At 45.3% G+C, this 15394-nt stretch carries 14 protein-coding genes, 1 tRNA gene and 2 pseudogenes; 4 read left to right on the top strand and 13 right to left on the bottom strand.

All coding sequences use genetic code 11. The features are described 5' to 3' along the window. Positions 1 to 47 precede the first annotated feature (47 nt). Positions 48 to 188 carry a hypothetical protein gene (locus HFV01_RS07750; protein ID WP_006624550.1) on the top strand — a complete coding sequence of 47 codons (141 nt, stop codon included), beginning with the start codon at positions 48 to 50 and terminating at the stop codon, positions 186 to 188. Positions 189 to 303: 115 nt separating this feature from the next. On the opposite strand, the gene HFV01_RS07745 is transcribed toward HFV01_RS07750, so the two are convergent. The 3 genes from HFV01_RS07745 to HFV01_RS07735 form a co-directional block, all read right to left on the bottom strand. Continuing rightward, entirely contained in the window at positions 304 to 696 is a 393-nt protein-coding gene (locus HFV01_RS07745; RefSeq protein WP_006624549.1) for a DUF1622 domain-containing protein, read from the bottom strand. 180 nt (positions 697 to 876) lie between these two features. Then, complete coding sequence (locus tag HFV01_RS07740) at positions 877 to 1701, bottom strand: SDR family NAD(P)-dependent oxidoreductase (RefSeq protein ID WP_006624548.1); 825 nt, start codon at positions 1699 to 1701, stop codon at positions 877 to 879. A gap of 440 nt (positions 1702 to 2141) precedes the next feature. Next, positions 2142 to 2306 carry a hypothetical protein gene (locus tag HFV01_RS07735; RefSeq protein ID WP_193520975.1) on the bottom strand — a complete coding sequence of 55 codons (165 nt, stop codon included), beginning with the start codon at positions 2304 to 2306 and terminating at the stop codon, positions 2142 to 2144. A gap of 1600 nt (positions 2307 to 3906) precedes the next feature. Between HFV01_RS07735 and HFV01_RS07730 the strand changes: the two are divergent. After that, positions 3907 to 4782: pseudogene (locus tag HFV01_RS07730) on the top strand (recombinase); the annotation flags it as partial. A 63-nt stretch (positions 4783 to 4845) separates the two neighbouring features. Then, complete coding sequence (locus HFV01_RS07725) at positions 4846 to 5721, top strand: IS630 family transposase (protein ID WP_193520974.1); 876 nt, start codon at positions 4846 to 4848, stop codon at positions 5719 to 5721. A 355-nt stretch (positions 5722 to 6076) separates the two neighbouring features. Here the strand turns inward: HFV01_RS07725 and HFV01_RS07720 are convergent, their stop codons facing one another. The 4 genes from HFV01_RS07720 to HFV01_RS07705 all read right to left on the bottom strand — a co-directional run bounded on the left by HFV01_RS07720 (position 6077) and on the right by HFV01_RS07705 (position 8932). After that, entirely contained in the window at positions 6077 to 6697 is a 621-nt protein-coding gene (locus HFV01_RS07720) for a J domain-containing protein (RefSeq protein ID WP_006624543.1), read from the bottom strand. A 90-nt stretch (positions 6698 to 6787) separates the two neighbouring features. Next, on the bottom strand, positions 6788 to 7384 hold the full coding sequence (clpP, locus tag HFV01_RS07715; RefSeq protein WP_006624542.1) for an ATP-dependent Clp endopeptidase proteolytic subunit ClpP: 597 nt from the start codon (positions 7382 to 7384) through the stop codon (positions 6788 to 6790). A gap of 186 nt (positions 7385 to 7570) precedes the next feature. After that, complete coding sequence (locus HFV01_RS07710; RefSeq protein WP_006624541.1) at positions 7571 to 8215, bottom strand: ATP-dependent Clp protease proteolytic subunit; 645 nt, start codon at positions 8213 to 8215, stop codon at positions 7571 to 7573. A 24-nt stretch (positions 8216 to 8239) separates the two neighbouring features. Beyond that, positions 8240 to 8932, bottom strand: a complete 693-nt coding sequence (locus tag HFV01_RS07705; protein WP_006624540.1) for an ATP-dependent Clp protease proteolytic subunit — start codon at positions 8930 to 8932, stop codon at positions 8240 to 8242. Positions 8933 to 9066: 134 nt separating this feature from the next. On the opposite strand from HFV01_RS07705, the gene HFV01_RS07700 reads away from it, so the two are divergent. Continuing rightward, on the top strand, positions 9067 to 10311 hold the full coding sequence (locus tag HFV01_RS07700; protein ID WP_006624539.1) for a vWA domain-containing protein: 1245 nt from the start codon (positions 9067 to 9069) through the stop codon (positions 10309 to 10311). A 314-nt stretch (positions 10312 to 10625) separates the two neighbouring features. Here HFV01_RS07700 and gmk read toward each other — a convergent pair whose 3' ends face one another. From gmk to HFV01_RS07670, 6 genes and pseudogenes are all read right to left on the bottom strand, one after another. Continuing rightward, positions 10626 to 11180: a guanylate kinase gene (gene gmk, locus HFV01_RS07695; RefSeq protein ID WP_006624538.1), complete on the bottom strand. Its 555-nt coding sequence runs from the start codon at positions 11178 to 11180 to the stop codon at positions 10626 to 10628. A gap of 32 nt (positions 11181 to 11212) precedes the next feature. Then, the gene (gene remA / locus HFV01_RS07690) at positions 11213 to 11479 is read right to left on the bottom strand and encodes an extracellular matrix/biofilm regulator RemA (protein ID WP_006624537.1); all 267 of its coding nucleotides are present in this window, start codon (positions 11477 to 11479) and stop codon (positions 11213 to 11215) included. 365 nt (positions 11480 to 11844) lie between these two features. Then, positions 11845 to 12438, bottom strand: coding sequence for a DUF4126 domain-containing protein (locus HFV01_RS07685; RefSeq protein ID WP_006624536.1), 594 nt, complete (start codon positions 12436 to 12438; stop codon positions 11845 to 11847). Positions 12439 to 12752: 314 nt separating this feature from the next. Then, positions 12753 to 13158: pseudogene (locus HFV01_RS07680) on the bottom strand (IS630 transposase-related protein); the annotation flags it as partial. Between the two features lie 508 nt (positions 13159 to 13666). After that, positions 13667 to 14893, bottom strand: coding sequence for a 2'-O-glycosyltransferase CruG (cruG, locus tag HFV01_RS07675; protein ID WP_006670362.1), 1227 nt, complete (start codon positions 14891 to 14893; stop codon positions 13667 to 13669). Positions 14894 to 15105: 212 nt separating this feature from the next. Continuing rightward, positions 15106 to 15188, bottom strand: a tRNA-Leu gene (locus tag HFV01_RS07670). Between the last annotated feature and the right edge of the window lie 206 nt (positions 15189 to 15394).

Below are 15394 nucleotides of genomic sequence, written 5' to 3'. Positions count from 1 at the left end.
CCTGCTTAGTTGGACTCAAACAAAACTTAAAGTAGGAGGAAGTGTATATGCCATCAGACCTAGATAGAGGAATTATGAAGTTTAAGGGAGCAGATAGCCCTACGGTTGTGATTGTTTCTTCACTACTGATTTTGGGTAGTATCGGCCTTCTAATTTGGTGGGCATTACAGACAGCCTACTCTTTTTAAGACTGACAGACTCAAGGGGGGTCAGCTATATGCTTGTCCCCTCTAGGGCGGGCATAATGGCGGATTACTCAGCAATTGACAGGTTTTTTCTGGTGAGATTATCTGTAGTTTTTGATTAAGTTTCGGCGGGAGTGCTAATTTGTTCAACTTCTGGAGTTGCCTTGCTAATTGCCTGAAGTAGTAGATAATTTAGGACAGTTCGCACGGCAATAATAGCAGCTAACCGGGCGATATCATCCCAACGGCTAGAAATCATGGTTTTTAAAATAGTGGCTCCAATTAAAAAACTGAGGGCTAGGGAAAATGAATAACCCATGACTAAACGGCCTCGTTGAAAGGCTTCGGTAGCCTGACCTTTAAATAAGGCATCTTTAATAAAAATCACTAAAGCACGGGTCACGCCAATGGCAATTACAAACAGTGCCAACAGTTGACAAAATCCTGTTAAAATTCCATTCAAGGAAACTACAATGCCTGAAAGTTCAGTGGCTAGACCGTTTAACATCATGTTGATGATTGCTCAAATGAGAATGAACAGTCAATAATTCTAGCAAAGAAGATGCTGTGACTGTCAGAATTATGATCAGTATGGGATAGGGGGGGTTTAGTAATATGATTTTTCAGAAATCGAATTAACTGCGGAACCCGCCCCTACCAGATGATTAATTATCCATTGTGCAATGAGAGGTTAGCGGGAAGCAGCACCTACTCGCCGCCAAGCTGTGGGAGACTCGGGATAATTCCGAGAAAGGGGAGATGCCATTTTTAAGACTTTGTTCATTACCCAGGGGGCAATGCGACGACACCAAACGGCTAGGTGACTTTGCCACCCTACCAGAATTTCTGGGGAGTCTTTCCGCAGTCCGATAATTAACACTTGGGCAACCTGTTGGGGGGTCATGGGAGTGACCCAGCGAAATAGTTGCAGGTGGCGGGTCATGTCTGTATCGGTGAGGGTGGGAAGTAAAGCCATAACTTTGATATTGTGTTGGGCTAATTCAGACCTTAGTGCCTCGGTAAAGCCTAGGATGGCGAATTTAGTGGCTGAGTATGTGGACATGGTGGGGGCGGCGATTTTGCCCATGAGACTGGATACATTGACGATGGTTCCTTGGTTTCGGGTGGCCATACGTCGGGCGATCGCACGGGTGACTGTGTAAAGTCCCATCAGGTTTAGGGATAGTTCTTCTTGGACTTGGGGTAATTTAGATTTCAAGAAGGGGGTTTGATGGGCGACCCCGGCGCAGTTCACTAATAAATCAATGGGGCCGTGAGTTCGCCATGCTTGGGCTAAGGCGATATTGACTTCTGTGGGTTGTGTGAGATCTAGGGCGAGGGTGATCACTTCTACTTCCATGTCGCTGAGTTCTGCTGCCAATTCTGCTAATTTTTGGCGATCGCGGGCGACTAATAACAGACGACCCACGCCATTGCGGGCTAACTCTAGGGCGATCGCTCGTCCGATACCACGGGAAGCCCCTGTAATTAGGGCTGTAATACCTTGGATATTCATAAAAATCTCCTGTCTGTGGTGAAATACCGCCAGGACACTAGGACTCCACTACAGTGGCGGCTAAATCAATTGATTGGACTAAATTCTGTTCAACCCAGGCGGACGCTAAAATTGTGAAGAACAACAAAATCCCTCTGGGTTAGCTCTCGTTTCTGGAGCGGAAAGTTTGCTGATTGATAGCTCATACTCAGTTTGCTGATGATGATATGAACGAATCGAGGCTTCAACTCAGTTGCTGACTGAGGATACATCACAGGTCACGGTAGCGTACAACATAGCTCACAGTTCTCCTTTTTACTTTCTCTTTTTTACTTACTATTGTTCGCTATGCACACTTTAGCAACCAAATCAAGTTTGTGCAACATTTTTTAATAAAAAACGCTTTAACATTTCTTTACAATCTGGCAAAACCTTTACTGTAGGGAGTTTTAGAGTAATTGTCAGCAGGCGATCGCCGATGGTAACAGAGGATCTGAGTAATGGGAGTAAAAAGTAGCGATCGCCTCCAAACACTGATGTAGTAATACCATTCGGGGCAATACTCGAGAGAGTAAGGCGCGAGGTATTATGAGAAAAAAGTGGCGCGCCACAACAAAAAAAACCACAACCGTTACAGGTTGCAGGTTTCAGGATAACCTGGCTAATGCCTGTTCACAATTTAAGAAATCGCTGGCCTTATTTCGCCAATTTTCCCTTCCCCTTGGCGATGAAAGCTAAAGAGTATGCTGTTAGTGCGAAAAATACAGCCGGGAAATCGCACTAAACATTACCCTCACCCTAAATCTGCATCCCAGGGGGGACCGGGACGAGCGAGAGCGTATTGCATGATTACTGAAAGGGCTGTAATCGTTACTGAGTGACCAAATGAACGCGCCCTAATTTCCTGTGCTATCCCATTCACCTCCTCCAATGGTAAGTACCCCCGGTATATGCGATCGCCACGGAAAATCCTTAATCTACCCATGATTTCACTATTGTAGATGTTGCTTTCAGAGCTGCATCACTCCACGTCAATTGTTAAAAAATGGAAACATAGGAAACATCAAGGAAACATTGCAACATTTTATTGGCATTCTCAACTCGTTAATATCAGAATGGGTCAAAATGTAAAAAACTAAAACCCCAAGACCAGGACTCATGAAAGTCACCAAACATCGAGCCACCATCTCTCAGTATCGCCTTTTTCCCCCATTTGAGTAGGTTGGGTGGAGGTCACGAAACCCAACGCCACCATCTCTCAGTTATGTTGGGTTTCACTACGTTTCACCCAACCTACATGGCTAAAATTATTAATTATTAATTATTAATTGTTAATTATTATAGGTTGGGTGGAGGTCACGAAACCCAACGCCACCATCTCTCAGTTATGTTGGGTTTCACTACGTTTCACCCAACCTACATGGCTAAAATTATTAATTATTAATTATTAATTGTTAATTATTATAGGTTGGGTGGAGGTCACGAAACCCAACGCCACCATCTCTCAGTTATGTTGGGTTTCACTACGTTTCACCCAACCTACATGGCTAAAATTATTAATTATTAATTATTAATTGTTAATTATTATAGGTTGGGTGGAGGTCACGAAACCCAACGCCACCATCTCTCAGTTATGTTGGGTTTCACTACGTTTCACCCAACCTACATGGCTAAAATTATTAATTATTAATTATTAATTGTTAATTATTATAGGTTGGGTGGAGGTCACGAAACCCAACGCCACCATCTCTCAGTTATGTTGGGTTTCACTACGTTTCACCCAACCTACATGGCTAAAATTATTAATTATTAATTATTAATTGTTAATTATTATAGGTTGGGTGGAGGTCACGAAACCCAACGCCACCATCTCTCAGTTATGTTGGGTTTCACTACGTTTCACCCAACCTACATGGCTAAAATTATTAATTATTAATTATTAATTGTTAATTATTATAGGTTGGGTGGAGGTCACGAAACCCAACGCCACCATCTCTCAGTTATGTTGGGTTTCACTACGTTTGACCCAACCATGTAGGTTGGGGTTTTGGGGATCGGAAAAATATTTCCGGATATTTCAGGAAATTACTTGTTAATCCCTCTCTAATCAGAAACAGTTAATAGTGGGCAGAGTCGGACTCGAACCGGAATTACAGCCTACAACCCCTATTCTACCGTTACTTAGGTGTTACTCAAAACCGTAGTAGAGTAACAAGTGAGTAAAAAATGAGTAATGCTACTAAACTCCCTACAGTGGGGGGAAAGGGTAACTATGACGAGAGCTATAGCAGATTCCTGAAAGCCTATCAAGACTTTAAAGGGGAATGTCCCAAAGGAGTGACACTCAAGTTACAAAAGTCCGGGGCTAGGTACAATCTGCTATTGCAGTTTAAGCAACCACCTACCGGGAAACGGCTACCCAAGACAGCTAATCTTGAGTGTACACCCCAAGGGGTGATAGACGGGGTTAAGAAAGCTAAACTGGTATCAGAAGCCTTAGGGACTATCACTAGCACTAGTGAGTTCTGGGATTGGTATGATACGACTATTCTAGGAAAGAATCAGATTGAGGATAATCTGATAACCTACCGGGAAATATTCCAACAACTGGAAGATGAGTATTTTGCCGGGTACAACCGCAACACAGGACGACCACGCTCCCGCGATATTGTCAGCGACCTATCTTCCTATCATCAAAGCCAAAAAATATACTTTGAGCAATTCCCCAATTGGGATGATTATCCTACTTGGGAGAGTTTCAAGGTTATGCTGTACACTCCCTTACAGAATGGAGAGGAGCTGATAGGGTCCAAAACATTCAAAGAACGTTACTACATCCTGAAAGCCATTGCCAAAAAATCACCCAATAAAGACCACCTACTAAAACAGTTAGAACTTATTAATCCCAGACAAACACGATTCACCGTTAAGCAGCGTATAGGCATCGATGCCTTTAAAAATTGGTGGTACAGCGCTAAACAAGCAGTCTACACTATCAAAAACCATACATTCAGTAAAGCTCGTCACGCCTGGCTGTGGGTTACTGGTATGACAGTAATGTATGGGTTAAGGCTTACCGAAATAGCCGCTGCTGTTAACTTATAGCACCAGACAGGAAAGTTAGGACGTATAATGGAGAGGACGAGATGACTAAGAAGACCAAAAATGCCAGCCCCCTATAGTTACGACCTCAGACAAAAAGTTATTGATGCCATTGAACTAGACGGTATGCCCAAAACAGAAGCCAGTCAAGTTTTCCATGTCAGCCGGAACACCATTAATCTCTGGCTGCAAAGAAAAGCACAGACCGGAGACTTCCTCCCTAAACCTAATCACCCACCTGGCAATAACCACAAAATTACCGACTGGCAGAAATTCAAGGCTTTTGCCCAAGAGCATGGCCACAAAACCTCCGCTCAAATGGCTGAACTTTGGGATGACGACATCTCTCCTCGCACCATATCCAGAGCCTTGAAGAAAATTGGCTTCACCAGAAAAAAAACTTACGGCTACCAAGAACGTTGGAAGCAACAGCGAGAGGAGTTTATGGCTCAGATTGAACAGATGGAGCCACAAGAAGTGGTCTACCTCGATGAAGCCGGCATGAATAGTCAGGACTCGGATTACCCTTATGGTTACTGCGAGGAAGGAAAACGCTTCCATGCACTCAAATCAGGGAAGAGGCAGGGCAGGGTAAGTATGATAGCCGCATGGTGTCATCAACAACTCTTAGCTCCCTTTAGCTTTGAGGGTTGTTGTAATCGGACAGTGTTTGAGTTGTGGTTGGAGTTCATCTTAATTCCAACACTGAAGCCAGGTCAGACTCTAGTGCTAGACAATGCAACGTTTCATAAAGGGGGACGGATTCCTGAGCTAGTGGAGGCGGCTCAATGCCGTTTGCTCTATCTACCACCTTATTCGCCAGACCTCAACAAGATAGAGAAATGTTGGTCGTGGTTGAAAGCCCGCATTCGCCATTGTATTGAGCAGTTTGATTCTCTCCATGATGCCATGGATTCCGTTCTCAAAACTGCGTCCTAACCACCTTGACTAATGCTATATCTGGGAGAGAGACCTAGGGTGAGGGCAATGTCTTAAGGGACTGGTGAACAAGCTGTATGTAAAGAAATGTTAAGTTGGGGCCGGGAAAATTTTTTTTCTGGGGGGGGTTGCTTTTCCCGGCGACTTGCGCTATACTTTTTAAATAATGCGAATAGTGACAATTTTATTTTTAGTGAACAGATTCCCATTGTTTTACTATCATATCCAAATACTACCATGAGTTCCCGGTGGTTGTCAAGGGTTGGCGCGGGTTCCGAGCCAAAAAATTTTTTTAATGTTAAAAAAGGCATCTTTTTCCAGTAAGAAAAGCCGGGAAATCATGGTTAATTAACCTTTAGGAATAGACACTTTCTAGGGATTGAAAATCTCGTTCAACTTCCGCCCACAGCGTGCGATTGTGAGGGTCAGTACGGAGGGCTTTTTTGAGGTAATTGCGGGCTTTATCGGTTTGGCGTTCTTTGATAAGTTGACGAGCCCAACGTTGATAAGTAATAGCCTGCCACTGTCGGATTTCCTGGTCTTGGGGGATTCTGTGGGCTAGTCCTTCCACTAAAGCGATCGCCCTAGGGAATCGCTGATATCTGAGTAATTGCTGCAATTGTTTATAGCAATTGTCCTTCAATTTTTGCTCAGTTTCCGAGAGTTCCGGGTTAAATTGAATCCGGTTTTCCGGGTGATAGACCTTATTTTTCCCCGTGGGATAATGGGAGGTTGTACCCTTGGGGAAGTGGGTATAAGAGGCCGTAGCCCAAGCCATTTGGGAATCAGGTTTAGCGACATCTAACAGAAACTTATAAGCCTCCGTTAAGGCGATAAATCTTTCCTTTGCTTGGGGATTATTTTGATTAACATCAGGATGATATTGTCGGGCGAGTTTCCGATAGGAAGCCTTGACCGCTTCCAAACTCGCCCCTGATCTTAAACCCAATGTGCGATAGTAATCCGTTGTGTCCATCTAGGTTTAATCTACCCCAGTTTAAGCAAGAACCGAACCCGCACCACAAGAAACGCGGGCGTGATTAGTTTAGCAGAAATCTGGCTATGGCTAAACTGGGCGTTCTTCAATGACCTGATCAATTAAACCATATTCGTGGGCTTCGGCGGCGGACATAAAGTAATCGCGATCGGTGTCTTTCTCAATTTTTTCGAGAGTTTGACCGGATCTTTCTGCTAACATCTCATTGAGGACCTTACGAATTCGGAGAATTTCTTTAGCCTCAATTTCAATATCAGTGGCTTGTCCGCGAGTCCCCCCCAAAGGTTGGTGAATCATAATCCTAGCATGGGGGAGGGCTAGGCGTTTACCTTTAGTTCCCGCAGCCAGGAGAAATGCACCCATAGAAGCAGCCATACCCACGCAGATAGTCACCACATCAGACCTGATATATTGCATGGTATCGTAAATCGCCATCCCGGCAGTTACCGAACCGCCAGGGGAATTGATATAGAGGTAAATGGGTTTGGAGGGGTCTTCGGAGTCCAAATACAGCATATAAGCGACGATCGCATTAGCAATACCGTCGTCAACCTCTTCCGACAAAAAGATAATTCGTTCGCGGAAAAGTCTTTCATAGATACTGATCCACTGTTCATAGGTACTACCAGGAAGGCGATAAGGAACACTAGGAACACCAATAGGCATAATTACTAATCCTTTTGTTGTGTCTGTATAAGATTGGTTGAATTTAACGGGAGATTTTCCCCGGTGGCGATCGCCAGTCTACCGTCGGGGGGTTGGTGAGGAGAGCAGATCAACAATTAATCATCAACAATTAATTATCAATTGTCTCCTCTTTTCTGGTAGTTTACCGATACCCGACGGAGGAAATCAAGTCAACTTTAGAGTTGTTAAAACACGGTCGATGATACCATACTCTTTCGCCTCTTCTGGAGTCATGTAAAAAGTGCGGTTCATGTCCTTAGTCAATTTCTCAATGGTTTGACCAGTATTTTGGTGAAAGATATCCATCATTAAAGCCCGTTTCGAGAGGATCTCGTCAGCGGTTACTTGAATATCGGTAGCTTGTCCTTGGGTTCCGGTTTGGGGGTTATAAAGAGTAATCATGGAATTAGGAAGACTAGCCCGTTTACCTTTGGAACCGCAGGACAATAACAAAGCTGCCATCCCCACTGCTTGACCCAAACAGATAGTCACAATCTCCGATTTGATGTGTTGCATAGTGTCATATACAGCCAAAGCCGCCATGACTGACATCATTCCCATGGACTCATTAGCCATACCTGCTAGGACTGGATCACCAATGGAGTTGATGTACATATAGATGGGTTTATTCTGATCGTCGGAGTCAAGATACAACATAGCCGACACCAGGGAATTAGCGACACCGGTTGTCAGAGGCTGATTCAGAAAAATAATTCGTTCTTGACTCAAACGAGTATAGATGTTAACCCACTGCCAGTATTGACTACCAGGAATCTGATAAGGAACGCGAAGAACTTCATCGACAGCCATAATTTGTAAGCACAAGCAAGTTTACTACACACCAACGGGTAATTGTTTGGGCAATTCCTTAGTGCTTTCGAGAACCCGATCAATCAACCCATATTCTTTAGCCGCCTCTGGTGTTAAATAGAACATCCGATCGGTATCTTTGGCAATTTTTTCCACAGGTTGTCCGGTATTTTGGGACAAAATATCCAAGATCGATGCTTTGTTGGCGAGGACTTCTTTAGCCCTAATTTGGATATCAGTAGCCTGAGAGCGTCCCATCCCCATACGAGGTTGGTTTAAAACAATGGTGGCATGGGGGAGACTGGTACGACAGCCTTTTGTCCCGGCGGAAAGAATCATCGCGGCTGTACCCATAGCCTGACCAATGCAGATAGTATGCACAGGGGGTTTGACATAGCTCATGGTATCGCAAATCGCGAAGGCTTCGGTATCTTGTCCGATCGCATCTCCCGTATACCAAGAGGTTCCGGTAGAGTTGATATAGAAGTAAATAGGCTTTTCTGGATCGGAAAATTGCAGATAAAGCAACTGGGCGATAATTAGTTTGGTGACATCAACCCCTAGTTGTCGCTTATAGTCGTCCGAGGAAACTAGAGGCGACCCTAGATAGATAATCCTTTCCTTGAGTAGCAAGGAGGGTAGGTCTGGGGGTGGTGTCCTAATGGCACTGTCGCTGTAGTAGTATGGTGATTGCACAGTATAAACCGATGAACTCATCAAAGAGGTTAAACTATATACTAACGCAACTCGTGGCTCAGTCCTGTGAATAACCGGATGGGAAATTACCGACCATCTGAATTTTGAGTTGCGTCCTATACTCAAATAGGATTTTCACATCCCGGAGGTCTTCTATGAAAGTCAGTTTGCAGCCTTCCCTCAACGATCCGAACCTAGACCCAAATCAAGAATCGAATCAGCGTCAACTGTCAATTTCGGTTTCAGCGGTTCCTGATCCGTTTGAGGGTCAAGTTCCCATGAATCTATGTTTGATTTTAGACCACAGTGGTTCTATGAATGGTCAACCATTGGAAACGGTGAAACAGGCGGCGAAAGAACTTATCGATCGCTTAAATGTAGGCGATCGGATTTCGGTAGTTGCTTTTGATCACCGAGCTAAGGTATTGGTTCCTAATCAAGACCTCACCGATCCTGATGGTATCAAAAAAAAGATTGATGGTTTGCGCTGTTCCGGGGGAACGGCTATTGATGAAGGTATCAAGCTGGGAATTGAGGAGTTAGGAAAGGGTAAACAGGATCGGATTTCTCAAGGGTTTCTTCTCACTGACGGGGAAAATGAACACGGGGATAATAAACGTTGTCTCAAACTCGCCAAACTGGCCACGGAATATAAGTTAACTATTAATTCTTTGGGATTTGGAGACGACTGGAATCAGGATATTTTAGAGAAAATTGCCGATGCGGGTGGCGGTGCTTTGGGATATATTGAATACCCCGAACAGGCGATCGCTGAGTTTGGCCGTCTGTTTACCCGTATGCAATCGGTGGGACTCACTAACGCTTACCTATTATTCTCCCTATTTCCTTATGTCCGCTTGGCTCAACTCAAGCCAGTCGCACAGGTTTATCCTGATACTATTGAACTTCCTATACTGCCAAAAGGAGAACAACTCGCGGTTCGCTTGGGGGATTTAATGAAAGATACCGAACGGATTATCTTGGCTAACCTTTATGTTGATGTTGGCAATTTGCCGATCAGTAAACAGGCGATCGCTCAAGTTCAAGTCCGCTATGATGACCCGGCTTTGGGTATTGAAAAGCTCTATTCTCAGCCGGTTTTGGTGGAAGCTAATGTCCTCGGAGATTATCGCCCTACTTCCGATCCCAAGGTTCAAAAACATATTTTGGCTTTGGCTAAGTACCGACAAACTCAAATCGCTGAAACTAAACTACAACAAGGCGATCGCGCCGGTGCTGCTACTATGTTACAAACAGCGGCTAAAACCGCTTTACAAATGGGCGACAACAGTGCTGCTACTGTCCTCCAAGGTAGTGCAACTCGCCTCCAGTCCGGCGAAGAACTATCGGACTCCGAACGCAAGAAAACTCGCATAGCATCGAAAACTACTCTCAAGTAGAATGGGGAAATGAGGCGGCAAATCAATGTTATGCCGCTTCCCTCTTCTATCTTCTCCCCCAATCTTGTTGATATAAATTGTCAATAAATTTATCAGCCCCGGCGCTAAGGGTTGACAAGCACGGGGAACTAATGGTAGGATATTGACATACAGTTAAATAATGGAAATATTAGTCAAAATAATAAAATTGCGAATATTCCCATTATGTAAAAGTGTAGCAGAAGTCACCCCAAAAAGCAAGCACCCCCCGCCAAAAAAATTTTTCGCAACATTTCTTAATTTTTTGTTACAAAAGTTAATATATGGGGGATGAATTAAAAGAGGGTTTCGAGTTCTGCGAGGGCGCGATCGAGGTTGTCGTTGATTAAGGTGTGGTGAAATTCCCCGGCGGCGGCGATTTCAGTTTTAGCGCGTTGAATACGACGAGCGATCGCCTCTTGGGAGTCAGTGGCGCGATTTCGTAGACGGTTCTCGAGTTCTTGTAGAGAAGGTGGAAGGATAAAAATTCGCAGAGCCTGTGGAAAGGTCTGTGAGATCTGTCTAGCGCCTTCTAGTTCAATTTCGAGTAGAACATTCTCTCCCTGCTGAATTTTATCTTGGACAGCCAAGCGGGGTGTCCCGTAGAAATTTCCGGCAAACTCAGCCCATTCTAGTAGCTCTTGTTGTTGAACCATTTGTTGAAAGCGATCGCGAGTGACGAAAAAATAGTCTTTTCCATGGACTTCTCCGGGACGGGGAGAACGGGTAGTAACGGAGACGGAAAGATGGAGTTGTGGATATTTTTGGAGAAGCGATCGAATAATCGTTCCTTTTCCCACGCCACTAGGTCCGGTAATGACAATGAGCTGGCCAGTTTTGCTGTCAATCATCTTAATATAGTTTTAGGTGAACCCAGATAGGTTTATGAAAGGCGATTAGCACCGTTTTTCTCAACCACAAATCGGTTAGCGACGGTTTCTGGCTGAATAGCTGAGAGAACCACATGATTGGAGTCGGTAATAATCACGGCTCTGGTGCGCCGTCCATAGGTAGCATCAATAAGCTGTCCTCGGTCTCGTGCGTCTGTAATGATACGCTTAATGGGGGCTGATTCGGGGCCGACAATAGCGATGACACGATTACCACAGATAATATTGCCAAAGCCGATATTAATGAGTTGAATATCCATAAAATTTCTACAGGTAGAATAAAGGTAGGTGCGATGGCTTTGATGGCATGAGCCCATAAATTGTATATTCTTACCAACTCGAAAGTATCGCCCACAAAAATTGTAGTCGGATCGGCTCCCATAATCAATATTTAATCTGAAAAACTCTATCTAGGGGCTGATGGGGTCTCTTTTCCCTGGAGACAAAGGAAACCGGGGAGATGATGAAAACTGAGTCCTGTTGCTGCTTAAAAAACTAGATAGGAGGGTTGATGAACTAGATCACTTAATTTTGTGATCTGTGTCAGTGCTGGTGTCAAAAATATGTGAACCCACTAATTAAGATTTTTGTATGAGTATTTGCTTGTGAGTATTTAAAGTTTAGTTTAATCAGGGTCTTGCTTCCCCAGTCGAGGCTGGCTACGATGGCGATTACTAGCCTGCTGAGTATACCATTTATACCATTCTGTAGAGCTACGAATAGCGAGCCAGAGCAAGAATAAAGCAATTAACCCCCCCTGTTCAGGAGCATCAAAAGCAAACATAACCAGAGCAATACACAAACCATCCTGGACAAAAATTGCCCATAGAGGTAAGCCTCGCAGACGGTAAAACCATCCCGCTTGTACCAATTGTAAGACTAAAGCCAAAAGTCCCCCAACAATTCCCAGCAACCACAACAACCAGGAGGGGAAAGAACTGGCTTCAGCGATCGCCAAACCCATAATCGCTCCGACTACGGGACTAAACACCAGTTGAAATACCTGGAGAATGCGCTGTCCTAATAATTGTTTCGAGGCGAAAAGTTCAAAGAGGGACCAGCTCACCAAAACACCAATTACCACCTTGGGAGACAGAGCCGAAAGAAGTGGTACATCAGACCATAAATTATTTCGCAGTAATCCAATTAGTAGGAGTGGAAGCGCAATTCTCATACCTCCTGCTGCTGATGCGGAAAGAACTGCTAAAATTTCAATCATAGAAAGCCATTATGCTCCAGTAACTCGAGAAGGATGGTTTTATCCTAGCACCCCATCAAAATCAGTCCAGTCATGTTCAGGGGGGAAGGGTAGAGAATGGGGTCGCCCCCATCCCCTCCCATTCAAAACCGTACTTGAGACTTTCGCATCATAGGGCTCCCGATGTGGATGCCCAATTGGTCAGTGGTACAGTGTTGACTTCACCGCTTAGTCCTTCTTCTTTCAGAACTATATGCACACGTAGTCTTTAAACTCGTCTTCGCCATAACACCCCCACCGGTCGCCGGACCTACATCCACACCGTGGCGCGTCTACTTAATCTGTTCAATCTGAGCAATAAACTCCTCTCGCTGTTGCTGATCAAGTTCTTGGTGGCCGTAAGTTTTTTTTTCTGGTGAAGCCAATTTTCTTCAAGGCTCTGGATATGGTGCGAGGAGAGATGTCGTCATCCCAAAGTTCAGCCATCTGAGCTGCGGTTTTGTCGCCATGCTCTTGGGCAAAAGCCTTGAATTTTTGCCAGTCGGTAATTTTGTGGTTATTGCCAGGTGGGTGATTAGGTTTAGGGAGGAAGTCTCCGGTCTGTGCTTTTCTTTGCAGCCAGAGATTAATGGTGTTCCGGCTGACATGGAAAACTTGACTGGCTTCTGTTTTGGGCATACCGTCTAGTTCAATGGCATCAATAACTTTTTGTCTGAGGTCGTAACTATAGGGGGCTGGCATTTTGGGTCTTCTTAATCATCTCGTCCTCTCCATTATACGTCCTAACTTTCCTGTCTGGTGCTATACATTGCCCTCACCCTAAATCTGGATCCCAGATACATTGCCCTCACCCTAAATCTGGATCCCAGAGGGGAGAGGGACTTTGAGAGGTAATTAGTCCCTTAATAAATTGCCCTCACCCTAGGTCTCTCTCCTAGATACATTGCCCTCACCCTAAATCTGGATCCCAGAGGGGAGAGGGACTTTGAGAGGTTATCAGTCCCTTAATAAATTGCCCTCACCCTAGGTCCTTCTCCTAGATACATTGCCCTCACCCTAGGTCTCTCTCCTAGATACATTGCCCTCACCCTAAATCTGGATCCCAGAGGGGAGAGGGACTTTGAGAGGTAATTAGTCCCTTAATAAATTGCCCTCACCCTAGGGCTTTCTCCTAGATACATTGCCCTCACCGATACATTGCCCTCACCCTAAATCTGGATCCCAGAGGGGAGAGGGACTTTGACCGGAATTATTCATAGTAGCGTCCTCGCCACTGGGTAGGTCTTTGGGTAGCCGAGAGAAAGAGGCGGAAAACAGCGAGGGGGTCAGCGAGGGGAGATAGCCAGAAGACCCATTTAGCTTGTGCTTGGCTGAAATTATATGAAGAAGCGATCGCACCCGACAAAGCGACACGGATAATAAAGAGGAAAGCATTTAAGCGCCATAGACAGGTAAATATAGGGTTATGGTGGGGAGAGAGTAACCCCAAAGCCAAGCCGATAGTTAACACAAACAGGGGTAGACCCTGACAGCATAATAGGAAACCGAGATCCGCCCATAGTCCCGCCCTAGAAGAAGCATCCTTTAAATCAAGCGATCGCCCCCAGCCAGACCAAGTATCCATAAACCCATCATACATCCGCACCTTCAGCAGCGCCGCCCCATCCCAAAACCCGACGCGAAAGCCTTTTTTAGCAGCATTTCTCGCCAAAGTCACATCATCACAAAAGGAATTTGATGCCGTGGTGTAACCATTCAACGCTTCCAAAACCGCACGGCGACACAAAAAGCATTGGCCATTAGCCATAACCCGTTCCGGGGTCTTAGGAGCCGTATCGGGGGGGCCAAATCGATAGACGAGGGTAATTAAGAGGGCAGGTTGTAACCACAATTCCCCTGGGTATTTAAGGATAAACTGAGAGGATAGAGAAATCAGGTCATATTGAGAATTTTCTGCCGCCCTAACCAAGGCCGCGACCAGTCCGGGTTGAGGTTGTGTGTCTGCATCAATACCCAAAACCCATTCCGAGGCGGGGGAAGTGTGTAAAAAGCCAGTATGTAAAGCCCAAGGACGACCTACCCAGCCGGGAGGTAAGGGGTCATCGGTAGTTAAGCGGAAACGAGGGTCGCGCTGGCTTTGGGCGATGACCATATCTTGGGTGGCATCGACTGAGTTACTATCAACAATGATGATTTCGCGTACTTCATAGCCTTGGAGGGTCAAACCTGATAAACAAGGACCGAGGCGGGTGGCTTCGTTGAGGGTGGGGACAATGACGCTAACTTTACCCAATAGGTCTGGGGTGGGGGGGGCTATGTGTAATTGTGGGCGACGCTGTAACCCTCGAAATAGGCGGGAGAGTAAAATCGCGGTGGCGGGGAGTTGTAGGGAAAGTATTAACAGGGCTAAGGCACTGATACTCTCGTAAGTGGATAAGTTAAACAGGGCTAGTAGACCAGGGCTGGGGATGAACATAAAGGGGAAACGCACAGGAATATATGTGGGCGGTTTGTGATTAACTGACGGAAGTTAATCGGAAATGCGATCGCTATTAGACCAGTTTTCCCTATCAATGGTCAAGTGAGAGCAACTATGGGGTTTGGAGGAGATTAAATCAACCAGCCTCGCCAGTCCATAGGAAGGTTAGGCAGTAGCCACAACCGCCACTACATCCAGGGTTAATCAAATGCGGACGAAAGGACTTGAACCTTCACGTCGCGAGGACACTAGAACCTAAATCTAGCGCGTCTACCAATTCCGCCACGTCCGCTTATTTGCCAGAATTCATAGTAACACAGATGAGCGATAAAAAAAAGGGGTTAGGGGAAATTAATTTGTGACAGGTGGCTGGGGTAGGTGGAGGAGGTGAAACCCGCGACTGTGGGAAAGGATTACAATAGTTATCACCCCCCAGTAGCGGACAGGGGAATGGGCGAACCTCCCGCCACGCCAAAGATGCAAAGGGGATGATTGCCA

It is taken from the genome of Limnospira fusiformis SAG 85.79 (assembly GCF_012516315.1).
In the GTDB taxonomy this organism is placed as follows: Bacteria; Cyanobacteriota; Cyanobacteriia; order Cyanobacteriales; family Microcoleaceae; genus Limnospira; species Limnospira fusiformis.
This window is presented reverse-complemented; position numbering and strand designations above follow the sequence as displayed.